Below are 21,111 nucleotides of genomic sequence, written 5' to 3'. Positions count from 1 at the left end.
CAACTGGTACATATCCGGCACGACGGGGGATTTAAAGGAGACAGAAATGGCATTTGGCAGCGCGCCGCGCGGGGTACCTCGTATTCTGCAGTGGCTCCTTGCCGGACTGATGTTGCTCATCGGTCTGGCGGTCGGCGGGTTGGGCTTTAAGCTCGCCACCGTAGGCGGAAGTTTTTACTTCCTGATAATGGGCGTGGTGATGGTCATTGCCGCGCTCCTGATTTTCCTCAATCGCAGCAGCGGGATCGTGCTTTACGGCATCGCGTTTATTGCCTCGCTGTTCTGGGCGGTAAGCGATGCGGGCTGGGATTTCTGGCCGCTCTTCTCGCGCCTGTTCACCTTTGCCGTACTGGCCTTCCTCTGCGCCATCGTCTGGCCTTTCCTGCGCGCGGCCAACCGCGGCGCAGCGAATAAAGCCCCGGCTTATGGCGTTGCGGCGGTGATCGCGCTAGCGATGCTGGTCAGCCTCGGCTGGATGTTTAAGCCGCAAACTCTCGTGGCGGCGAACGAGCCCGTTCCGGTGAAGCCCGTCGCCCCCGGCGAACAGCAGAAAAGCTGGGAGCACTGGGGCAACACCACCCACGGCGACCGCTTCGCCGCGCTGGACCAGATCAACAAGCAAAACGTCAGCGATCTGAAAGTCGCCTGGGTGGCGCACACCGGCGATATTCCGCAGAGCAACGGCTCCGGTGCGGAAGATCAGAACACGCCATTGCAGATTGGCGACACGCTCTATGTCTGTACCCCGTACAGTAAAGTCCTGGCGCTGGACGTGGATTCCGGGAAGGAAAAATGGCGCTACGATTCTAAAGCCACCGCGCCTAACTGGCAGCGCTGTCGCGGTCTGGGCTATTTTGAAGATCGTTCAAGCGTGACAACGTCACCAAACGAAGCTCAGCCTGCGGCCTGCCCGCGCCGTCTGTTCCTGCCAACCACCGACGCCCGTCTGATTGCCATCAACGCGGATACCGGCAAGGTGTGCGATGACTTCGGCGACCATGGCACCGTGGATCTGAGCATCGGCATGGGCGAAATCAAGCCGGGCTATTATCAGCAGACCTCCACGCCGCTGGTGGCCGGAAACGTCGTTGTCGTCGGCGGTCGCGTAGCGGATAACTTCTCCACCGGCGAACCGCCGGGCGTGGTGCGCGCATACGACGTTCACACCGGTAAGCTTGCCTGGGCGTGGGATCCGGGTAACCCGAACCTGACCGGCCTGCCGCCGGAAGGCCAGACCTACACGCGCGGCACCCCGAACGTCTGGTCTGCGATGTCTTACGACGCTAAGCTAAACCTGATCTACCTGCCAACCGGCAACGCCACCCCGGACTTCTGGGCGGGCGAGCGCACCGCGCTGGACGATAAATACAGCTCCTCCATCGTCGCCGTTGACGCGACCACCGGACAGGTGCGCTGGCATTTCCAGACCACCCACCACGACCTGTGGGACTTTGACCTGCCTTCCCAGCCGCTGCTGTACGACCTGCCGGACGGCAAAGGCGGCAACACGCCAGTGCTGGTGCAGACCAGCAAGCAGGGCATGATCTTTATGCTCAACCGCGAAACCGGCAAGCCGGTGGCGAAGGTGGAGGAACGTCCCGTTCCGGCAGGTAACGTTGAAGGTGAGCGCTACTCGCCGACCCAGCCGTATTCCGTTGGCATGCCGATGATTGGCAACCAGACGCTGACCGAGTCCGACATGTGGGGAGCAACGCCTGTCGACCTGCTGCTGTGCCGCATTCAGTTTAAAGAGATGCGTCATCAGGGCGTCTTCACCCCGCCGGGTCTCGACCGTTCCCTGCAGTTCCCCGGCTCGCTCGGCGGGATGAACTGGGGCAGCGTTTCCGTTGACCCGAACAACAGCCTGATGTTCGTCAACGATATGCGCCTGGGCCTGGCAAACTACATGGTGCCGCGCGCGAACGTGGCGAAAAACGCCAGCGGCATTGAGATGGGGATTGTCCCGATGGACGGCACGCCGTTCGGCGCGATGCGCGAACGCTTCCTGTCGCCGCTGGGTATTCCGTGCCAGAAGCCGCCGTTCGGCACCATGTCGGCCGTTGACCTGAAAACCGGCAAGCTGGTGTGGCAGGTACCGGTTGGTACCGTGGAAGATACCGGCCCGCTGGGCATTCGCATGCACATGCCGATCCCAATCGGGATGCCAACGCTGGGCGCGTCGCTCTCAACCCAGTCCGGCCTGCTGTTCTTCGCCGGCACCCAGGATTTCTACCTGCGCGCGTTTGATACCGCCACCGGGAAAGAGATCTGGAAGGACCGCCTGCCGGTCGGCAGCCAGTCCGGCCCGATGACCTACGTCTCGCCGAAAACCGGCAAGCAGTACATCGTCATCAACGCCGGGGGCGCTCGCCAGTCGCCGGATCGCGGTGATTACGTTATCGCGTACGCGTTACCCGATAAAAAATAAGATGTGAAAAAGGGACCGAAAGGTCCCTTTTTTTGCCCGGTACGCCTCAGAACGTCTCCCAGTTATCCCCGGAAACCGTCGCCGCCGGACGCAACGGCGCGCTCGTCACCACTGGCGCTGACGCCACCGCGCGGCCCGGCTTTGCATTGCTCAGACGAAACGCCCCGACCGCCTCGGTCAGGCGAGCGCCCTGCTCTTCCAGCGACGCCGCCGCCGCGGAGGCCTCTTCCACCAGCGAGGCGTTCTGCTGGGTCACTTTATCCATCTCCGAAATAGCCTGGCTGACCTGCACGATACCGCGGCTCTGCTCGTCAGACGCGGCAGCAATCTCCAGCATGATGTCGGTTACGCGCTTAACCGCCTCGACGATCTCATTCATGGTGTTGCCTGCGGCAACGACCTCACCGGAACCCTGGTCAATCAGCGAGACCGATTCGTTGATCAGGCTTTCGATCTCTTTTGCGGCGTTGGCGCTGCGGCTGGCCAGAGTACGGACTTCGCTGGCCACCACGGCGAACCCGCGTCCCTGCTCGCCCGCGCGCGCCGCTTCTACCGCCGCGTTAAGCGCCAGGATATTGGTCTGGAAGGCGATGCTGTTGATCACCGCGGTGATCTCAGAGATTTTCTTCGAACTGCTTGAGATATTGCCCATGGTTTTCACCACGCCGGAGACCATCTGGCCACCGCGGCTGGCTTTCCCGGAGGCATCTTCCGCCAGCTTGCTGGCATGATGGGCGTTATCGGCGTTCTGCTTCACCGTCGCGGTCAGCTGCTCCATGCTCGCGGCCGTCTGCTCAATGGCCGCGGCCTGCTGCTCGGTGCGCGAAGAGAGATCGGTGTTACCGGCAGAGATCTCGCTGGTACCCCGATAGATCTCCTCCGCCCCCTGACGGACGGTGCCGACCGTTGTTTCAAGGGAGTGCTGCATGGTTTGCAGATCGCGCGTCAGGCGGCCAATTTCGCTGCGGCTCGTCGCATCGTCAGGCATCGTTAAATCGCCCTTCGCGATATTCTCGATGCGGGTGGCGGCACGCTGGAGCGGATTAATGACCGTGCGGCGCAGCACGACGAAGGTCATCGCGGTCAGCAGCAGCGCCAGCGCAAACGCCCCCACCATAAACATCAGGCCCAGCTGCGTGCGGCTGTGCGCCTGCGCCGTCAGCGCATTGGCGCGGTCGGTGCGGATCTTAATCGCCTTCAGCAGAACGGCGTTGTAAGCGTCGTCCAGCGGGCGGGCGGTCTCATTTTCGTGGTTGATGATCGCCTCGAACATGCCGTTTTTGGCAAATTTGACCATCGGCTGGAGGCCCGCAATATAGGCGTCGTAGCGTGCCTTCAGGTCCGCATCCAGCGCTTCGTCCGCAGCGCTGCGCACGGAACGATTCATATAGGCGGTAAAGCTATCCTGGGACTGCTTGATGCGCGTTTCCGCCTCGCGGATGTTCTGCTTCATGGCCTCCATCTCCGCGATACGGCTTGCCGCGCCGGCGTGGATCATATTGATACGCGCGGTTCGCAGATGGTTTGAGCTGTTCGACAGCCCCATACGCACCTGAATTTCTGATGTGACGTCCTGCTGATCGTTGTCGGCCTGCAGCAGGAAATACCCCGCCAGACCCGAGCTCAAGGCAAACAGCAGAATAATGCCACCGAGAATGGAGGAAAACAGCGGAACCAGCCTGATGTGATGCAGGAAGCTCAGCTTGCGCTGCGCCTGCATCGAAGAAGTGTTGTCCATGACCGTCGACTCTCTTGTAGGTAAGATGCGTAAAAACACGCCTGTTAGATAGTCATCGGCACGGTTGAGATTTAAATTACGGCTAAAAACGCCGCACTGGTCACACTTTAGAAAAGATTATTAAAGAAATGCCAGCGGCTAAAAACCGCTGGCAGAAGAGTTACTTGTCGCCGAAATGAATGACGGTGCGGATGGATTTTCCTTCGTGCATCAGATCGAACGCCTCGTTGATCTGCTCCAGCGGCAAACGGTGGGTGATGAACGGGTCGAGCTGAATTTTACCGACCATCGCGTCTTCAACCATGCCGGGAAGCTGGGTACGCCCCTTCACGCCGCCAAACGCGGAGCCGCGCCAGACGCGTCCGGTCACCAGCTGGAATGGACGGGTTTTGATCTCCTGGCCTGCCCCGGCCACGCCGATGATGATGCTCTCACCCCAGCCCTTGTGGCAGCATTCCAGCGCGGAACGCATCACGTTCACGTTGCCAATACACTCGAAGCTGAAGTCCACGCCGCCGTCGGTCATCTCAACGATGACGTCCTGAATCGGTTTCTCGTGATCTTTCGGGTTCACGAAATCGGTCGCGCCCATTTCGCCCGCAAGCTTGAATTTTTCCGGGTTGGTATCGACCGCGATGATACGACCGGCCTTCGCCTGGACCGCACCCTGAATCACCGCCAGACCAATGCCGCCGAGACCGAACACCGCCACGGTGTCGCCCTCCTTGACTTTTGCCGTGTTATGCACCGCGCCAATGCCGGTGGTTACGCCGCAGCCCAGCAGGCAGACTTTATCCAGCGGCGCCTGAGGGTTGACCTTCGCCAGGGAGATCTCCGCGCAAACGGTGTATTCGCTGAAGGTGCTGGTACCCATGTAGTGATAGATTGGCTCACCGTTGTAGGAGAAACGGGTGGTGCCGTCCGGCATCAGCCCTTTCCCCTGGGTGGCGCGAACGGCCTGGCAGAGGTTAGTTTTGCCGGATTTACAGAACTTACACTCGCCGCATTCCGCGGTGTACAGCGGGATAACGTGATCGCCTGGCTTCAGGCTGGTCACGCCCTCGCCCACTTCCACCACAATCCCGCCGCCTTCATGACCCAGCACCGCCGGGAAGACGCCTTCCGGGTCGTCACCAGAGAGGGTAAACGCATCGGTATGGCACACGCCGGTATGGGTGATTTTGATCAGCACTTCGCCTTTTTTCGGCGGTGCTACGTCGATGTCGACGATTTTCAGCGGCTGGCCGGGGCCAAATGCGACAGCAGCGCGAGATTTCATAGTGACGTCCCTTATTGTGAGGTGTGTGGGTTTATTTTAGATAAGAGCGCAGCAAATGGCCGACTTCCGCCATCCGCACGGCTCGCTGATCCGGCGTTGTGTCTCCCGTCACCAGCTCGTCTTTGAGATGAATTTCAACCATTTCGCCCATCAGGCCATTGGCAGCGCCGCGCACGGCGGCAATTTGCTGCAGGATGGCCAGACAGGGGTCGCCCGACTCCAGCGCGCGTTCAAGGGCATCAACCTGGCCCCGAATGCGACGAACGCGCGTCAGAATACGTTTTTTATCTTCGGGTGAGTGCGGCATATGCCCTCTTGATACTATAGGGGGGTATGGTACCCTTTTTAGTAATCTTTTGTAAACATTATGTTTTTCATGGTTATCAGCCATTTAGGAGATATGACGAAAAGACACTATCGGACATATTGAGCCTTTTTACTGCCCCCAAATTGCCCCTAAGACCTTTTTTGCCCCCAAATTTGCCCCCAAAATTCATGCATTTGCGTAGCTCCTTCCAGTTTCATAACGTCCCACTTTCCGACAACCGCTCGATATAGTCCTCGCTAATCATCGCCGGGATAACAACATGATCGAAGCTCAGGCCCATTCCGCCAGCCAGCATAAAGCCGGAAAATTCTGGTCCCGGGTAACCACCACGACCACCGGTAATCTGGCCGCCACCAGCGCGGGAAACGGTCTGCCCAACCGAGCGCCCGGCGGCGTTGATAATTTCCCACTCGTCAGCCTGCTTTACGCCAAACTGACATGACCACAATTCCTGAGCCTCAGGGCTGGCGATAATGTCTCGCGTCCTACGGCTGTTTCGCTTCACCAGAGAATCAGAGAAGGAAATATTCAGGTTACGGAAGCGCCGGAGTTTACCTTCCTGCACCAGCGCATTGATATATGCCGACATTCAGGGTTCGGATCAGCTGTATCGACAAAACCAAGGCCACCGTATTCTGGTCGCTGGCGGCCGTCCTTTGCAGCGGCGGCAGATGCGCGGTCAAACTCTGCAATGTCACGCCACTGGTAAAGATGGTTTTCGAAGATAAAAAAACCCGCCGAAGCGGGTTTGCGCAATTTTAACCTTTCTTTCTCGCTGAGCCCACGAGGAATATCAGCACGGCATTCATCAGCACTGACACGGCCATAATGCTGAACAGCACCATGTCACTCCAGTCCGTTTCCGTTATGAACCCCACTTTGTCGCTGTAGACGTCAAAAAGGTATTCAAAGGGGAATACGATATAAATCACGGAGAAGATGACCAGAAACGAAATGAACTGAATCAGCCACATCCCTGCCTGTTTTGCTGGAGCCATGTTAATACACCTGTACAGTGCCGTAAGCGGACAACGAAGCCGTCACGAGGGTTTGAGGTGTTCTCAACAGTGCCTCTCGGAGAATGTGAAAGTGTGCCGGAGAAGGCAGCGTTATGCAGCCGTTGCTTATACCTTCATAACCTGCGGGATGCAGCCTGAAATTACCCCTTGCGACTTCTTCAAAGAAAGTTACGTCATCAATACTGGGATCGTCCCGGTACAATGCAAACCAAATAGAATGATCGGAACCCGTGTACTTGGTAGCGAAAAAATCTTTTACTCGTGTGCCGATGCTTCTTGGCCTCTCCACAATGTAATATTTACCTGGCGGAAGCGGCCCTATGTTCTTCACAGCAACTGAATCCGGGTTATTGCGGTGATGTCCTTCGTTACCGGAATAGGCTGGGAAAAAACCTACCCCCGGGCAGCTCAGGTTTGACAGCGCGTTACCGTTCAGCCTGAATGTGCAGTGTATCATCGTTCATTCCACGCATCAGTGAACATGATATTGCCATCGCAGTACTTCCATGTGATTTTTTCATAGCGCAGGGAAATCGCTTCGAGGTGGTTGTGCTTTTCGGTGCTGGCATTTTTGCAGTTATGCATCAGCGGACATACAGAGACGACTTTAACGCCCTCAAGAAGCATGTTGAAGTATTCGACTTCTTGCCCTGCGTCGTTGATTTTGTACCATTTAAATTCAGCGCTTTTCAGTGTCTGGCCTTTGGCCACAGCCTTGTAGAGGTATGGACTGGAGGAGTCAAACTCTTTCTCGAAGGTCAACGCGCTATGCATGCGGGTGCCGGTTATCTTGCCAGTCATATTATCTGTAGGCAAATGCAGACCATGAGCGAAGCTGTGGATCTCAATACTGCCATCTCGACCCTGTACATCTACAGAGCCAATAATGTCCGCGCCGCCATCGTCTTTCAACCATAAGTATGCTGGTATAGCCATGATTTATCTCCTTATAAAAACGCGGAGTATAACCATGCTCTTTATGAGGCTTAATTCAATTCGTGCTTACCGCCATAAGAAGTAATTCACAAAAAACCCGCCGAAGCGGGTTCACAGTTTGGTCCGTTGCCTGATTAAAGATTACTCCGGCAGCGCTATCCCTGAAATCTCTGTACAAATATCAATGAAGCGATCCTGCAATGCCGCATCGAGAGCCTGTTGATTAGCGGCCATGCGCTTCATGTGGTAGAAATATTTCCCCGTCACATCAGCCGCAGAGTCATGGCTGGCGGCAAGCCATGCCTGAGTGCGATGTGCCTGGTCCATATCGTCCGGGGCATGCGGCCCACCCATTTTTGTCGGCACCCAGCCAGGCTCCAGGCTATTGCTCCGTACGTTACGCCAGCGACGCGCCAGAGCAAAAGCCAGCATAGCGTCATGTAATTTGCTCTCTGCATAGGCGTCAGCGCCGTTCCAGCGGCGTTTGCGCCAGAGAATATCGTCCAGGTTTGCCCGGACATGATGATGCATACCTGAACTCAGGTAGACGAGGCGCTGCGGGCGTTCAATCAGCGCGGTGAGGATGTAAGCCGAGAGCGTGTTGATCGCGAAAACATGCGGCAGCCCGTCGCGGGTCACGCGATGCGCTTCGTTGTAGCCAACGGCTGCATTGTGGATGACGGCATCGAAATGCCCCAGGTCGTTGACGCGTAATGCCGTTTCCCTGGCACCGGCGATGGTCTCCAGGTCACCCACAACAACGGCTTCAGCCTGAGGTAAGGCGCGTTGAGCGTCTTCCGCACGGCTGACATTACGCGCGTGGAGCACAACCTGATGTCCTTGTTGAACCAGCAGTTCGGCTGCCATCAGGCCGAGGCCCGTGGACGAGCCTGAGATGAAAATGCGTGACATATAATTTCTCCAGATTATTAAACCAACAGCCGCGGCTGACGGCTTTGAGGTATGTTCAGAATTGCTGCCTGCGCGACGCGCTCGCAAGCAGCGCACCCAGCAGCGCACAGATCGCCCCAGACAGATATACGGCTGCATAGCTAAACTGACCGGCGATCAGGCCAGCTACAGGCCCGGCGATGCCATAAGCGACATCCAGAAAGGCAACGAAGGCGCCCATCGCACTGCCGCGGTTGGCTTCTGGAACACGTCTTAAGGCTTCGACGCCCAGCGCGGGGAAAACCAGCGCACAGCCCAGGCCGGTTACCAGAGCGCCGGCAAGCGCCATCCATTCGTTTGATCCCAGCCACAGCATTGCCTGGCCGAGAGCCTCAACCGCCAGGGACCAAACCGCAACGCGATAGCCGCCCATTTGGTCCGGTAGATGTCCGAAAGCGACGCGAACAAAAATAAAACCCAGACCAAAAGCAGTCATCACCAAGCCGGCGTTCTGCCAGTGATGCGCTGCAAAGTACAGCGAGGCAAAAGCGGTCAGCCCGGAAAGTCCGACACCCTGCAGCATCAATCCCAGCCCTTCGCGCCAGATGCGCCTTACTACGCGATGGAACGGCAGCCGCGGACCTCCTGGCGATCTATATGATGCAGTGCCTAATGCAATCAGGGCGGCCAGTAGCGGTGAAGCAATACAGGCAATCATCGCCGTCGCGAGGCTGTAATGCTGATATAACGCCATCCCAACCGGGGCACTAATCGACAGTGCCGCAAACATGGCGATGCCGGTCCACGACATTGACATCCCGGCGCGCTGAGGGCCGACGGAGGCAATTGCCCATGACACGCATCCCGTCACGAACTGGCTTTCGCCAAACCCGGCCATCAGACGCCCTGCGATAACAATGCAAAGTGTGGCGGTGGGCGACAGGTCCGTTGCCGAAGCCACCAGATATAGCCCTCCGGCCAGCGCCGAAAGGATCGCGCCCTGTAGAGCGGAACGTTTGCCGCCCTGCTGGTCGGTAACCCGCCCGGCGTAGCCGCGGGTAAGCACCGTAGCCAGGAACTGGATGCCGATGACCAGTCCCACCACGACGTTGCTAAAGCCGAGATGCCCGTGGATGAACAAGGGAATCACTGGCAACGGCAGTCCGACGGCCAGATAGCCAAAAAATAGCGCGGCAATAACGCCCGTTGCCGGGCGGGGAAGAAGTGCGGACGGAGCGTTATCCTCCGCTAGCCGCTTTATTACGTGGGCTTCCATCAAATTCTCCTTGATGATACAGGCGTAAGAGAGTTGAACGGCCCGGCGTATCGGGCCGCTCTGTTATCAAGATGCTGTAAAGAGATCGGTGTGATAGCCGCTGGCTTTGAGGAGATAATCGCGAGAGTGAATAATATCCGCGCTCAGCGCCGCCAGATCGATGCCCGTTAACTTGCCCGCACGCTTGCGCAGCTGGCCTGCCACCATCACGGTATCCACATCAGACCGTTCGATCGCCTGGACGACAGTGCCGATGGCGTTGGTCACCGGGAAAACGGCGACGCCGTTAGTACGAATCATGATAATGTCGGCCTGCTTTCCTGGCGTAAGGGTCCCAATCTGTTCCTCAAGCCCGGCCGCACGCGCGCCATTCACGGTTGCCGCCTTAAGGACCGCTTCTGCCGTGATGGGAGATGGCACGTTCTCCTCGCCACGGAAGCGACGGTAGCGCATAGCCGATCGCTGCTGACCGAACAGCGCGTGCATTTCTCCGAAAATATCGCTGCCAAACGCCGTGTCCAGGTCGATGCCCAGCGCCGGGGTTAAGCCATTATCAACAGCCTGCTGGTAAGCAAAGGTTTCATCGTCGAAGCCAAATAACGCATCCGAACGTGGATTGACCGTGACGTTGACCCCGGCATCCGCCAGCAGCTTCCATGTATCCTGAGGCACCCTTGAGCAGTGATTGAAGATATTATCCGTGCCCAGCACGCCCGGTCTGGCAAACTCGGGGCCGAGATTTGCCAGATCGCCGATGAATTCAGTCAGAATGCGCATGTCGAGCTTGCGGGCGACCTCCCACCAGTCAAGATTGAGCTGACCAAACAGGCCCACCTGAACAAGGCTGTCAGTGGAGTTCCAGCGTTGTGACAGCCGCGCCAGATCGTTCGGCAAATGCGCGGATGGAGCACCCTTGTCCATTGCCGCACCTACCATGTGCAATGCACGAATGCCGCTTTCACTCAGGGCATCAAGTGCGGCATCGGTATGCTCCGGGCTGCGCGAGTTGTGGCAGGCATCAATAATGGTCGTGATACCAGCGTCCAGCGAGGCAAGTGCCGTGAGCTTTGTGCTCAGGTACATGTCCAGTGGACGATAATGTTTGCCCAGCTTCTCTGCGACGACATCAATGTAAGCAAAAAGGTCATCGACGTCCGGCATCATGCGGCGCATAACCCCGAGCCACATGTGGTGATGGGCATCAATCAGGCCGGGCATAACAATATGATCGGTGGCGTCAATCACATGGGCGTCATCCGCGTGCAGATCCGGACCTACAGCCGCTATTCGGTCGTCCTGCACAAGCACATCGCCCACGGAGAGATTAGGTACGTCAGCATCCAGGGTCAGGATAATGCCGCCTTTAAAAAGCGTGCGCGTCGTTGTCATTTCGTGTTCCTCTGGGTTAAGTGGTGCCGTTCGTTGCGCGGTTCGCCAGGGCGACGATCGTGAAAATTGCTCTTCGCAACGAATGGGCTGACACAATAGGTTGCGCGCCATCTTTGATAAAGGTAGGTTTATTCAAATTATATTTGCATAAATTCAAAGGTGAGCGGAAATGAGTTTTGACGGACGGTTACTGTCAGGATTAAGCGTCCTGGCTGCGGTGGTAGAGTCGGGTAGCTTCAGCCGCGCTGGCGAAGTGCTGGGGCTATCCGCGTCTGGCGTCAGCAGATCGATAGACAGGCTTGAAGAGAGGCTCGGCGTGCGCTTGCTGAACCGGACGACGCGTACCACGAACCTGACGAATGAAGGACGGGCTTTGTATGAGCGCGCCGCTCCACATCTGGAAGGTATCGAAGTTGCAGCAAGCTACGTTGCCGGTGCCGCCGTGGCGGTTCGGGGTGCATTAAGGGTCAGCGTTAATCCAATATTTGCCCGACATATTTTGGCGCCTAACCTGCCGCTGTTACGCGAACGTCATCCGGAACTGGAGCTGACGGTGGTCCAGCAACCGGACGTCGGGGATTTAGTGACGGAGGGAATTGATGTTGCGGTGCGTTTCGGGCCGCAGCTTCCCTCAACGATTACGTCAAAATTGTTGTTAAAGACGCGCGTGCTGACGGTCGCATCACCGGCCTATCTGGAACGGTACGGGCGACCGGAGCATCCTGAAGCGTTGAACAGGCACGAGTGCATCCAGTTCATCGATCCTCGCCGCGGTAGGCCGTTTGAATGGGAATTCCGCCGTGGTCGGGAAGTACTGACGGTTGAAACCCGTGGCCACCTCACGACAACCGACGTCGATCTGATGGTTCAGTCCTGCGTAAGTGGCGTTGGCATTGCCCAGGTGCTTTCGCTCAGCGTTGCGCAGCAGATCGCTGACGGAATGCTGGTCGAACTTTTCCCGGAATGGCCGGACGAAACCTATCCACTCTATATCACCCGCCCTTCACGTCGGCTTCCTCCCGCCGCAGTCGAAGCCTTTATGGAATTTTGCGCCAGCATTTGCAGCTCCTCCTGAAGCCAGCGGGTCGCCCCCCGCTGGCCGCTGCGCTTATGAGAGTAAATTTTCACCTCAAACCTGGGAATAGAGAACGGCAAGGCAAAAATCCTTAGTTCCGCTGCCGCAACCAGCTTCTCGGCGGCGTAACGAGGAATGGCCATCAGCAGGTCGCTTTCCGCTACGATAAACGGCGCGCTCAGCATCGACGGCGTTTTGATCGCAATGTGCCGCGTATAGCCCAGCTGCTCAAGCCGCACGTCCAGAACGCCCTGCTTTTCATTCCACGGCGTCACCACCAGGTGTCGGGCAGCGAGGTAATCCTCCAGCGTCAGCCGGGTCCGGCGCGCGTTGCTGATGACCACATACTCATCTTCAAACCAGCCGATCTCCTCCAGCTCCGGATGGCGACTCTCCTCCGGGGTGCTGAAACCGAGCGCAAGATCCACCTCACCGGCCAGGAGTTCCGTCAGCGCCGGGCTGTGCGGCAGATAGCGCAATTCGAAACGCAAGCCCGGGGCAGCAGCCTGCAGCTTGTGCATCAGGGTGGGAAAAATGCACAGCGCGGTAAAATCCGTAATCCCAATTTGTAAGCTTTCGGTACTGCTGGCGGCGTCAAACTCCGGCTGCGGGGTCAGCTCCTGGTTAAGGAATGACAATGCGGAAGCAATAGAAGGCGCAAGCTGAGCGGCATACACGCTGGGGGACATACGATGCCCTTCCCGGAAAAAGAGCGGATCGTTAAGGGTCGTGCGCAGACGCGACAGCGCATGGCTCAGCGCCGAGGTGCTCATCGCCAGCTCGTCGGCTGCGAGGCGAACGGAACGGTGGCGGTAAATGGCGTCAAAAACGGGCAGCAGGTTTAAATCAAGACGTCTCAGAGCCGGATGCATAATATTCATCATTTGTTGATTTCATTGCACTTAATTCTTCGGACAATACTCCGTATGCTTAACGCCATCAATCGCGAACCGTGCAAAAAAACAGGAAAAACAATGAGCATAACCCTTCGTCAGGCCCGTCCCGAAGATGCAGCGGCCATTTACGCCATGATCTATGAGCTGGCGGTGTATGAAAAAGCGCCCGAAGAGGTCGTAACCACGCCGGACGAGATCCGGGAAACCCTCTTTGGTGCGGGCAGTAAAACCGAGGCCTTGATCGCTGAGTTTGACGGCAGGATCGCCGGCTATGCCGTGTTCTTCACCAGCTATTCGACCTGGCTTGGGCGCAACGGGATTTATATGGAAGACCTGTATATTTCTCCGGACTATCGCGGTAAGGGCGCGGGCAGAGCGCTGCTGAAGCATATCGCTCAACTCGCGGTAAAACGGCAGTGTGGCCGCCTTGAATGGAGCGTGCTGGACTGGAACCAGCCCGCCATCGATTTTTATCTGAGCATTGGCGCGCTGCCGCAGTCCGAATGGGTACGCTACCGTCTTGACGGCGAAGCGCTGCTCAAATTTGCCGAATAATGACCACCTGAGCCGTATGTTCCCCTCACCCTAACCCACCCCCAAAGGGGCGAGGGGATTGCTCGCTGCTTGCGTTTATTTATGGGGATCCCTCAGCCCATCGCTACTGTCTGAAGATATTAATATCTTGTGCTACAATTCCATAAATTTCATTAACATATTGTAGAGCAAAATGAGTACAACTCCCTTCATCCGCCCGCAACTCAGCCTGCCAAACGGCGCCGATAAGCTTCTGCTGCACTCCTGCTGCGCCCCCTGCTCCGGTGAAGTAATGGAAGCTATTCAGGCCTCGGGCATTGATTACACCATTTTCTTCTATAACCCCAACATCCATCCGCAAAAGGAATACCTTATCCGCAAAGAGGAGAATATCCGTTTTGCGGAAAAACACGGCGTGCCGTTTGTTGATGCCGATTACGACACCGATAACTGGTTCGAACGCGCAAAAGGCATGGAGTGGGAGCCCGAGCGCGGCGTCCGCTGCACCATGTGCTTCGATATGCGCTTCGAGCGCACGGCGCTGTACGCGGCGGAAAATGGTTTTAGCGTTATCAGCAGCTCGCTGGGGATCTCGCGCTGGAAGAATATGCAGCAGATCAATGACTGCGGCCAGCGTGCGGCAGCGCGCTATCCGGGGATGGTCTACTGGGACTACAACTGGCGCAAACAGGGCGGCTCATCGCGCATGATTGAGATCAGCAAGCGGGAACAGTTTTACCAGCAGGAATATTGCGGCTGCGTGTACTCCCTGCGGGACAGCAACCTGCACCGCAAGTCTCAGGGCCGCCCGCTTATCCGCATTGGCAAACTGTATTATGGCCAGGATGAGAGCGAAAAATAACGCCCTCTTCTGGTGTAGATATATCCGAAAACAGGCCAATTCCCTCCGAAATTTAGCGTTACGCCTCTCATCTTTTCAAAGAGAGGCTATCCTTTAACTATCAACAAAAGGAGGCAAAAATGTCTGATTTCGGTACTGATAAAAACACCCAGTTTGCTGAAGACAAAGCAAAAAATAAATTTGATGAACTTTCAGGTTCAGCCCAGCAGCAGTTCGGTGAATTTGTTGATTCACCGAAGCATCAGGTAAAAGGCGCTGCGAAAAAATATGCCGCACAGGCCAGCGATGCCGTCTCTGACGTGACTGAAGCGGTCAGAAATAACCCGCTTACCGGTCTTATCGCCGCGGGCGCCGTCGGTATTGTGCTTGGTCTGTTGCTGGGACGCAAATAAACAAGGCCCTTCGGGGCTTTATTTTTTAGCTGAACAATCTCACCATGCGGTCTAATTCCTCCTCTTTCACCGCGCGCGAAAGATAATAACCCTGAAAGTTTTTCACCCCCAGCTCGACTAATTTTTCAAATTTCTCTTCATTGTCAACGCCCTCTGCAATGCAAGCCGTTCCGGTCATGTCGCTGTAAATCTGTATCGCTTTAATCAGATTATAATCGTTGTCGTTCGCCACAAAATGATCGACGATGTCCCGATCCAGCTTGAGCCCATCAAAATGCACCTGCCTGACGGGGAACATGGCGTGATGGCTTGAGAAGCAGTCATCAAGAAACAGTCTGCACCCCGTATTACGCAGGTGCCGCATGGTTTCAGGGATGCTTTTATCTTTCGTCACATCAATATCTTCCGCGAATTCAAAGACCAGCTTTTCCGCCCACTGGGGGTTGAGCAGCATGCCGATGGCTTTCCTTGCCATCTCTGGCAGCGCGTTCCCGGACGCCAGACGAGGCGGAATATTCACGGAAAAATAGAATTTACCGTTATATTTATTAATCCCGGACACGGCGGCGTGGATCACCATAGCCGTAATTTTTAGCCAGACTTCATAATTAGAAATATCATTCAGGAAACGGGCTGGCTTGACTATTTTACCGTTCTTATTCCAGCGAATGAGTATCTCAAACCCCACTCCTTTCTTGTCACGATCGGTAATGATCTGATAGGCGGGGAATATCTCCCTTTTCACCAGCGCATTAAAAACCTCCGCCTCTTTATCGGTGAAGTCCACTTTCTGATTTTGGCTTTTAATCCGCCTTTCCACTTTTACATTGCGCGGTTCATTCAACCATCGCTTGATATAATGTAATTTCTGCAAACCTTCTTTACGATGGGTGTAAACCGTTTTATTAGAGAGCCTCAGCTTGTCGCACAGGTCTTTTATAGACATGCCGCGATAGAAATTTAATAAAACATCAACCTCTCTTCTTGTTAACCATTTAAGATTTTCTCGCGAAGTGCAATCGAGATAGTAATCGCGTAATAAGCGCGAGCGATCTTTAAAGCCATTATTGTGGGTATGGAAACAGGTTATTACATCAGAAACGCTGGCTATGCGAATCAATGATAACTGATGGCTATTATTTAGAAGGCTTCCCAGGGTTCGATATAGCCAGCTGTCGGGTATATCACCATACAGGGTAACACGACGAATAACAGGAAGTGCATTGAGCACGGATGCCAGTCGCGTCAGGCTCTCCAGCAGATCTACCCTACCTTTTCCCAGGAACACTACGATGTGAGCATTTTGATGAATAAGGATATTTTCCTTGTCAGGATCGGATAACTCATCTCCATCGAAGTGAATATGCGCAGTCTCTATTCCGTACTTTTTGAGCAGCAGGTGATATCCCTGAAACGTAAAGCCGCAGGCTGAAATGACAAACCTTTGCTCGTTGCGCGCAACATTCCTGAGAGAAATTTTATGGGTCATAACCTGCTCCTGGGCACGAAAGCGCCATTATTATTATGAATATTTAAACCAACAGCGGTGTGTATAATAATTTTACAATACACCATCAGGTTAAGATACTGTTATCAACGCCACACCCCGTAACATCTTTTCGTTAATCACGCTTTTTAAGCGCATCAATATAACTATATATTTCTTTTAAAATACCGACCTCAAGCCACTTTTTCTCAGGTATAATGAAAATTCCGAAAAAGAAGGCTGGATACTTCATCTATCGACTCATCAAATACGAGAAAAATGCTATGGATAATCACATCTCATCCAGGGCCTTGCTACATCGAAGGGATGTTATAAAAAGCAACCCGCGTTTTAGTGAGGCAATATTAGAACACTACACAATCAATGACGCCATCTACAAAAAACAACCCTTGTTCTACAAGACAATGCTTCAGGAATCACGATTTAACATTATCCTCTCCATGTGTTGTTTTATATTTGGCAATCAGGCCGAATCCGTCTCAGAGATAAAAGAGTTATGTTCCCGCTATAAAATAGCCAGCCCCAACAGCGTTATTGCAATCATTACAATACTCAGAACCACGGGGCGCATCAGGACCTGGCGCTGTACGGAAGACCGGCGAAAAACGAGAATTGCTCCAACCGAAAAAGGATTGAATGAACTCAAACGCTATATGTCCGGTGCATTTTTGCCCGTCAGCATTCTTTACCCGACGTTTAATATTGATGTAAACCTGCTGGATAATGACACGTTGAGAAATAATTTCTTCCGCCGCGCGGCAGAATATCTTTTTCGGGGATTAACGTTCAGAAAAGTTTTACCGGAAGTGGGATTATTTATTGATAAGGATGGAGGCCGCATGATTATGCTGTATCTTTACCAGCAGGCCATAAAAAACAAATCCGCCCACGGCGCGGTTATTCACTACTCCGCCAGCACGCTCGCGAAAGAATTCTTTGTCTCCCGGATCCACGTCAACCGGATTATCAAATCGGCGCATGAGGCAGGTTATCTTAAAGATCGCGGTGACGGTCGCCTGTCGGTGTATCCGGCGTTTTTCGAACTGGTCGAAAACTATGCCGGATTGTATTTTGCCTATGTTACTCATTACATTAACGTGGTGCCGAAGGAGCGACGCCACCCAAACAGCGTAACGTCAACGGTATAATACAAATGGCGTTCGGTATCCCGAACGCCAATCTTTATCTTTCGCGCAGCGCCTCTTTTGCCTTGTTCAGCGGTTTCAACAGATAATCCAGGATGGTTTTGCTGCCGGTTTTAATATCTACCGTCGCAATCATGCCCGGAAAGACCGGAAAGTCTTTGCCCTGCTTATTGGTCAGGTGGTTACTGTCGGTACGGATATAGACGCGGTAGTAGTAGACATCTCTTTTCACCTCGTCCTGCAGGGTGTCCGGCGAAATCATGGTCACCTCGCCCTCCAGTCCTCCATAGATGGAGTAGTCATAGGCCGTAATTTTCACCAGCGCTTTCTGGCCGGGGTGGATAAACGCGACATCGCGCGGCGAGATTTTCGCCTCAACCACCATCTGGTCGTCCAGCGGGACCAGGCTCATCAGCTTGCCGTTCGGGGGAATAACGCCACCCACGGTCGTCACGTCAATATCCTTCACAATCCCACGCACCGGCGCGTTGAAGGTCAGCCGGGTCAGGGAGTCCTCACGCCCTTTCATCACCGAACGCTGGGCTTCAATCTCCGCGTTGGCTTTCGCCAGCTCTTCGCGGGCGCGCACGTAATACTGGTTTTTCATCTCGGTGATTTTATTCTCAAGCTCATTTTTTTGACGCTCAAGACGTAACACCTCAACCTTGCTGGCCGCCCCCTGGGTCACCAGCGGACGGGTCAAAGACAGCTCGCGCTGCACCAGTTCGGCACCCTGCCGTAAGCCGGCCAGCCCTTTTTCGAGACTCTCGCGACGGGACTGATAGAGCGCCGTTTCCTGTTTGACCAGCTCAACGTCATCGTCCAGCTCCTCGGGAAACGCGAGCTCCGTGTCGTTGACTTCGGCCTTCAGACGCGCAGCCGTTGCCAGCGCCGCGTTCAGACGAGACTCGCTCTCCAGCACGCTGGACTCGGTTTTCGTCCGGTCAAGCTGCGCCAGCTGCTGGCCGCGCTCAACGATATCGCCCTCGCGCACCATCAGGCTGTGAATAATCCCCCCTTCCAGGGACTGAATCACCTGCTCATGGGAAGACGGTATCACCTTGCCGCTGCCGGTGGTGACTTCATCCAGCTGGAACAGGCTCGCCCAGGCGATAAACGCCGCCAGCAGGGCGAACAGCGACCATGCCACCAGCGAGGAGCGCGGCAGGCGCGGCTCTTTCAGACGGCTGTTATAACGGGAGAAATCATTCATGCCGCGCCCTCCTCTGCAACCGCCGCCGGCTTCATGGTCACGGTGCGCTGTGCCGCCTTTTGCGGCGCCAGCCCGTGCTGATGCAGGATCGCGTCGCGCGGGCCGTCCATCACCACCTTGCCGTTTTCCAGCACAATGATGCGGTCGACCAAATCCAGAATCGGCAGGCGATGGGTTGCTACCACCAGCGTCCGGCGCTTGCCCAGCCATTTGTGAAGATGCTGAATAAACTGCTTCTCGCTCATCTCGTCCAGCCAGGCGGTAGGCTCATCCAGCAGCAGGATATTCGGGGCAGTGATCAACGCGCGCGCCAGCAGCAGCGCCTGACGCTGTCCGCCGGAGAGGCCCGTTCCGCCCTCGTTGATGATGGTGTTCATTCCCATTTTCTGCTTGCGCACGAACTCCAGCGCGCCGCTGTTGACCAGCGCCTGATGAATTTCATCGTCGGTGGCGAGCGGGTTGCCCATCAGGATATTGTCCCGCACGGAGCCAAAGAACAGCCGCGCCTGCTGGCTGAGCAGCTGCATATCGCGACGCAGGTCGGCCGGGTCCAGATGATTGAGGGCAATATCGTCCAGCAGGATGCTCCCCTGCTGCGGCTCCTGCATGCCCGCCAGAAGCTGCAGCAGCGTGCTTTTACCGGAGCCGTTACGCCCCAGCACCGCCACGCGCTCCCCGGCGCGGATCTTAAGCTTGCTGATGTCGAGCACGGTGAGCTTCTCTTCCTCGTCGTAATAGAACCCGACGTCTTCAAGCGCGTAGTCGCCGCGCAGGTGCGCTTTATGCACTTTCTTGCCGTGCTGCGGATCGTCAATCGGGCGCTGCATCAGGTCGTCCAGCCCCTTGCGGGCCACTTTTGCCGACTGCCAACGCGAGAGCACGCCAGAGATCTGCGACAGCGGCGCGATAGTGCGCGACGCCAGAATCGACGTTCCCACCAGCGCGCCGGTCGTCATGTCGCCGCTGATGACCAGGTAACAGCCCACCAGCAGCACCACCGCATAGACGATGGACTGCACCTCCTGCGTCCAGGTCAACAGAAGCCCCGTCAGCCAGCGCTGCTTCATGCCGACGCTGGCGGCCACGTCGTTGGTGTTGTTCCACTGGTTCTGGAAGCGCTGCTCGGCGCGCATCAGCTTGATGTCTTCAATGCCCTGCACCGCCTCCACCAGCGTGGCGTTACGAATGGCGGATTCGCGCATCCCTTCGCTGGAGAGCTTCCCCAGCGGGCGCTGCACCAGCAGGCCCGGAATGAGCAGCAGCGGCACGGCGAGCAGGACCACCAGCACCAGCGGGCCGCCAATCATCCACAGAATAAAGACGAACAGCAGGAAGAACGGCAGATCGGAGATCGCCGCAATGGTGGTCGAGGTGATGAGCTCGCGCACCGATTCCAGCTCGCGGATCTGGGCGATAAACGAGCCGGTTGATTTGGAGCGCGCCCCGTTTTTAATCCGCAGCGCGTGAGCAAAAACGCGTTCTGAGATGCGCAGGTCGGCGCGTTTCCCCACCACGTCCGAAATATGCACGCGCAGCATGCGCATGATGAATTCAAACACGATGGCAAGCATGACGCCGCCAAACAGCACCCACAGCGTGGCCTCCGACTGCGACGGCACCACCCTGTCGTACACCTGCATGGAGAAGACCATGCCGGAGAGCGCCAGCACGTTAGCGACCAGCGCCACCAGCATAATATCGCTGTAGCGGCGCCAGTCCTTCAGCGCCAGCTGCCAGAACCAGTTTTTCTCATACGGTTTGATGTAGTCGTCCACGCGGGCGTCCGGCGTAGACTCAAGCGGGCGCAGCACCAGCAGCGTTTTCAACCGTGAGCCGAGCGCGTCCCGCGTCAGCGTCGTCTCCAGCCCGCCGTCGCCGCTGAACTGCAGGCTGACGTTGCCTTCGTTGTCCATGCGGTTAATGACCGCGATTTGTCCGCCGGTGAATTCCGCCAGCAGCGGCAGGCGCCACGGGTCGAGAGACATTGCATCAGCCGCCACGCGCATCCCCAGCCCAAGCTGGCGCGCCATTTCCTCCAGCACCAGCTGGCGCGGAGACTGGCTTTCATGGTTAATCGTGACCCGAACGTGCTCCACCGAAAAGTCCAGCCGGTAGTGCTTCGCGATGATGAGCATGCCCTGCAGCCAGGGTTCGTACTGTGGATGTGTCTTCATAATCTCCGGGTTAACGCCATTCGTGTAAA

General features: G+C 56.0%; 19 protein-coding genes and 1 pseudogene. 6 read left to right on the top strand and 14 right to left on the bottom strand.

Annotation, left to right across the window (positions count from 1 at the left end; genetic code table 11):
• Positions 1-46: 46 nt before the first annotated feature.
• Positions 47-2,428, top strand: a complete 2,382-nt coding sequence (locus tag USG84_RS05155; protein ID WP_320738191.1) for a glucose/quinate/shikimate family membrane-bound PQQ-dependent dehydrogenase — start codon at positions 47-49, stop codon at positions 2,426-2,428.
• A gap of 46 nt (positions 2,429-2,474) precedes the next feature.
• Here the strand turns inward: USG84_RS05155 and USG84_RS05150 are convergent, their stop codons facing one another.
• The 10 genes and pseudogenes from USG84_RS05150 to USG84_RS05105 all read right to left on the bottom strand — a co-directional run bounded on the left by USG84_RS05150 (position 2,475) and on the right by USG84_RS05105 (position 11,284).
• Complete coding sequence (locus tag USG84_RS05150) at positions 2,475-4,166, bottom strand: methyl-accepting chemotaxis protein (RefSeq protein WP_253541942.1); 1,692 nt, start codon at positions 4,164-4,166, stop codon at positions 2,475-2,477.
• A 160-nt stretch (positions 4,167-4,326) separates the two neighbouring features.
• The gene (locus USG84_RS05145) at positions 4,327-5,445 is read right to left on the bottom strand and encodes an S-(hydroxymethyl)glutathione dehydrogenase/class III alcohol dehydrogenase (protein ID WP_041910069.1); all 1,119 of its coding nucleotides are present in this window, start codon (positions 5,443-5,445) and stop codon (positions 4,327-4,329) included.
• Positions 5,446-5,476: 31 nt separating this feature from the next.
• The gene (locus USG84_RS05140) at positions 5,477-5,752 is read right to left on the bottom strand and encodes a metal/formaldehyde-sensitive transcriptional repressor (RefSeq protein ID WP_028013093.1); all 276 of its coding nucleotides are present in this window, start codon (positions 5,750-5,752) and stop codon (positions 5,477-5,479) included.
• 229 nt (positions 5,753-5,981) lie between these two features.
• Positions 5,982-6,356: pseudogene (locus USG84_RS05135) on the bottom strand (hypothetical protein); the annotation flags it as partial.
• A gap of 175 nt (positions 6,357-6,531) precedes the next feature.
• Entirely contained in the window at positions 6,532-6,771 is a 240-nt protein-coding gene (locus USG84_RS05130; RefSeq protein ID WP_151413798.1) for a hypothetical protein, read from the bottom strand.
• 1 nt (position 6,772) lies between these two features.
• The gene (locus USG84_RS05125) at positions 6,773-7,249 is read right to left on the bottom strand and encodes a DUF2778 domain-containing protein (protein ID WP_151413799.1); all 477 of its coding nucleotides are present in this window, start codon (positions 7,247-7,249) and stop codon (positions 6,773-6,775) included.
• Positions 7,246-7,728, bottom strand: coding sequence for an Hcp family type VI secretion system effector (locus tag USG84_RS05120; protein WP_151413800.1), 483 nt, complete (start codon positions 7,726-7,728; stop codon positions 7,246-7,248). Before USG84_RS05120 ends, USG84_RS05125 begins: the two co-directional genes overlap by 4 nt.
• A gap of 141 nt (positions 7,729-7,869) precedes the next feature.
• Positions 7,870-8,640, bottom strand: coding sequence for an SDR family oxidoreductase (locus USG84_RS05115; protein WP_151413801.1), 771 nt, complete (start codon positions 8,638-8,640; stop codon positions 7,870-7,872).
• A gap of 55 nt (positions 8,641-8,695) precedes the next feature.
• On the bottom strand, positions 8,696-9,895 hold the full coding sequence (locus USG84_RS05110) for an arabinose transporter (RefSeq protein WP_151413802.1): 1,200 nt from the start codon (positions 9,893-9,895) through the stop codon (positions 8,696-8,698).
• 66 nt (positions 9,896-9,961) lie between these two features.
• Positions 9,962-11,284, bottom strand: a complete 1,323-nt coding sequence (locus USG84_RS05105; protein ID WP_151413803.1) for an amidohydrolase family protein — start codon at positions 11,282-11,284, stop codon at positions 9,962-9,964.
• A 169-nt stretch (positions 11,285-11,453) separates the two neighbouring features.
• On the opposite strand from USG84_RS05105, the gene USG84_RS05100 reads away from it, so the two are divergent.
• The gene (locus tag USG84_RS05100; protein WP_253541938.1) at positions 11,454-12,359 is read left to right on the top strand and encodes a LysR family transcriptional regulator; all 906 of its coding nucleotides are present in this window, start codon (positions 11,454-11,456) and stop codon (positions 12,357-12,359) included.
• Here USG84_RS05100 and USG84_RS05095 read toward each other — a convergent pair.
• Positions 12,272-13,243: a LysR family transcriptional regulator gene (locus USG84_RS05095; RefSeq protein ID WP_253541936.1), complete on the bottom strand. Its 972-nt coding sequence runs from the start codon at positions 13,241-13,243 to the stop codon at positions 12,272-12,274. The genes USG84_RS05100 and USG84_RS05095 overlap by 88 nt on opposite strands.
• A 90-nt stretch (positions 13,244-13,333) precedes the next feature.
• Here USG84_RS05095 and USG84_RS05090 point away from each other — a divergent pair, with 90 nt between their 5' ends.
• The 3 genes from USG84_RS05090 to USG84_RS05080 all read left to right on the top strand — a co-directional run bounded on the left by USG84_RS05090 (position 13,334) and on the right by USG84_RS05080 (position 15,043).
• Positions 13,334-13,810, top strand: coding sequence for a GNAT family N-acetyltransferase (locus tag USG84_RS05090; RefSeq protein WP_045260478.1), 477 nt, complete (start codon positions 13,334-13,336; stop codon positions 13,808-13,810).
• Positions 13,811-13,982: 172 nt separating this feature from the next.
• Complete coding sequence (locus tag USG84_RS05085) at positions 13,983-14,651, top strand: epoxyqueuosine reductase QueH (RefSeq protein ID WP_151413805.1); 669 nt, start codon at positions 13,983-13,985, stop codon at positions 14,649-14,651.
• A gap of 119 nt (positions 14,652-14,770) precedes the next feature.
• On the top strand, positions 14,771-15,043 hold the full coding sequence (locus USG84_RS05080) for a DUF883 family protein (protein WP_028013089.1): 273 nt from the start codon (positions 14,771-14,773) through the stop codon (positions 15,041-15,043).
• A gap of 25 nt (positions 15,044-15,068) precedes the next feature.
• Here USG84_RS05080 and USG84_RS05075 read toward each other — a convergent pair whose 3' ends face one another.
• The gene (locus USG84_RS05075) at positions 15,069-16,532 is read right to left on the bottom strand and encodes an EAL domain-containing protein (protein ID WP_151413806.1); all 1,464 of its coding nucleotides are present in this window, start codon (positions 16,530-16,532) and stop codon (positions 15,069-15,071) included.
• Positions 16,533-16,813: 281 nt separating this feature from the next.
• Between USG84_RS05075 and USG84_RS05070 the strand changes: the two genes are divergently transcribed.
• Entirely contained in the window at positions 16,814-17,698 is an 885-nt protein-coding gene (locus USG84_RS05070; RefSeq protein ID WP_151413878.1) for a MarR family transcriptional regulator, read from the top strand.
• Positions 17,699-17,732: 34 nt separating this feature from the next.
• Here USG84_RS05070 and USG84_RS05065 read toward each other — a convergent pair whose 3' ends face one another.
• Entirely contained in the window at positions 17,733-18,908 is a 1,176-nt protein-coding gene (locus USG84_RS05065) for an HlyD family type I secretion periplasmic adaptor subunit (RefSeq protein ID WP_151413807.1), read from the bottom strand.
• Positions 18,905-21,082, bottom strand: a complete 2,178-nt coding sequence (locus tag USG84_RS05060) for a type I secretion system permease/ATPase (protein ID WP_320738190.1) — start codon at positions 21,080-21,082, stop codon at positions 18,905-18,907. Before USG84_RS05060 ends, USG84_RS05065 begins: the two co-directional genes overlap by 4 nt.
• Positions 21,083-21,111 lie beyond the last annotated feature (29 nt).

It is taken from the genome of Enterobacter sp. 168J2, from assembly GCF_034107265.1.
Taxonomy (GTDB): Bacteria; Pseudomonadota; Gammaproteobacteria; order Enterobacterales; family Enterobacteriaceae; genus Enterobacter; species Enterobacter nematophilus.
The sequence above is the reverse complement of the archived record's forward strand: the minus strand, read 5'-3'. Positions and strand labels throughout refer to the sequence as shown.

Excerpts from the sequence above, each read along its gene's own strand:
- USG84_RS05155 (WP_320738191.1), top strand. The coding sequence starts at position 47 with ATGGCATTTGGCAGCGCGCCGCGCGGGGTACCTCGTATTCTGCAGTGG.
- USG84_RS05150 (WP_253541942.1), bottom strand. The coding sequence starts at position 4,166 with ATGGACAACACTTCTTCGATGCAGGCGCAGCGCAAGCTGAGCTTCCTG.
- USG84_RS05145 (WP_041910069.1), bottom strand. The coding sequence starts at position 5,445 with ATGAAATCTCGCGCTGCTGTCGCATTTGGCCCCGGCCAGCCGCTGAAA.
- USG84_RS05140 (WP_028013093.1), bottom strand. The coding sequence starts at position 5,752 with ATGCCGCACTCACCCGAAGATAAAAAACGTATTCTGACGCGCGTTCGT.
- USG84_RS05130 (WP_151413798.1), bottom strand. The coding sequence starts at position 6,771 with ATGGCTCCAGCAAAACAGGCAGGGATGTGGCTGATTCAGTTCATTTCG.
- USG84_RS05125 (WP_151413799.1), bottom strand. The coding sequence starts at position 7,249 with ATGATACACTGCACATTCAGGCTGAACGGTAACGCGCTGTCAAACCTG.
- USG84_RS05120 (WP_151413800.1), bottom strand. The coding sequence starts at position 7,728 with ATGGCTATACCAGCATACTTATGGTTGAAAGACGATGGCGGCGCGGAC.
- USG84_RS05115 (WP_151413801.1), bottom strand. The coding sequence starts at position 8,640 with ATGTCACGCATTTTCATCTCAGGCTCGTCCACGGGCCTCGGCCTGATG.
- USG84_RS05110 (WP_151413802.1), bottom strand. The coding sequence starts at position 9,895 with ATGGAAGCCCACGTAATAAAGCGGCTAGCGGAGGATAACGCTCCGTCC.
- USG84_RS05105 (WP_151413803.1), bottom strand. The coding sequence starts at position 11,284 with ATGACAACGACGCGCACGCTTTTTAAAGGCGGCATTATCCTGACCCTG.
- USG84_RS05100 (WP_253541938.1), top strand. The coding sequence starts at position 11,454 with ATGAGTTTTGACGGACGGTTACTGTCAGGATTAAGCGTCCTGGCTGCG.
- USG84_RS05095 (WP_253541936.1), bottom strand. The coding sequence starts at position 13,243 with ATGATGAATATTATGCATCCGGCTCTGAGACGTCTTGATTTAAACCTG.
- USG84_RS05090 (WP_045260478.1), top strand. The coding sequence starts at position 13,334 with ATGAGCATAACCCTTCGTCAGGCCCGTCCCGAAGATGCAGCGGCCATT.
- USG84_RS05085 (WP_151413805.1), top strand. The coding sequence starts at position 13,983 with ATGAGTACAACTCCCTTCATCCGCCCGCAACTCAGCCTGCCAAACGGC.
- USG84_RS05080 (WP_028013089.1), top strand. The coding sequence starts at position 14,771 with ATGTCTGATTTCGGTACTGATAAAAACACCCAGTTTGCTGAAGACAAA.
- USG84_RS05075 (WP_151413806.1), bottom strand. The coding sequence starts at position 16,532 with ATGACCCATAAAATTTCTCTCAGGAATGTTGCGCGCAACGAGCAAAGG.
- USG84_RS05070 (WP_151413878.1), top strand. The coding sequence starts at position 16,814 with ATGGATAATCACATCTCATCCAGGGCCTTGCTACATCGAAGGGATGTT.
- USG84_RS05065 (WP_151413807.1), bottom strand. The coding sequence starts at position 18,908 with ATGAATGATTTCTCCCGTTATAACAGCCGTCTGAAAGAGCCGCGCCTG.
- USG84_RS05060 (WP_320738190.1), bottom strand. The coding sequence starts at position 21,082 with ATGAAGACACATCCACAGTACGAACCCTGGCTGCAGGGCATGCTCATC.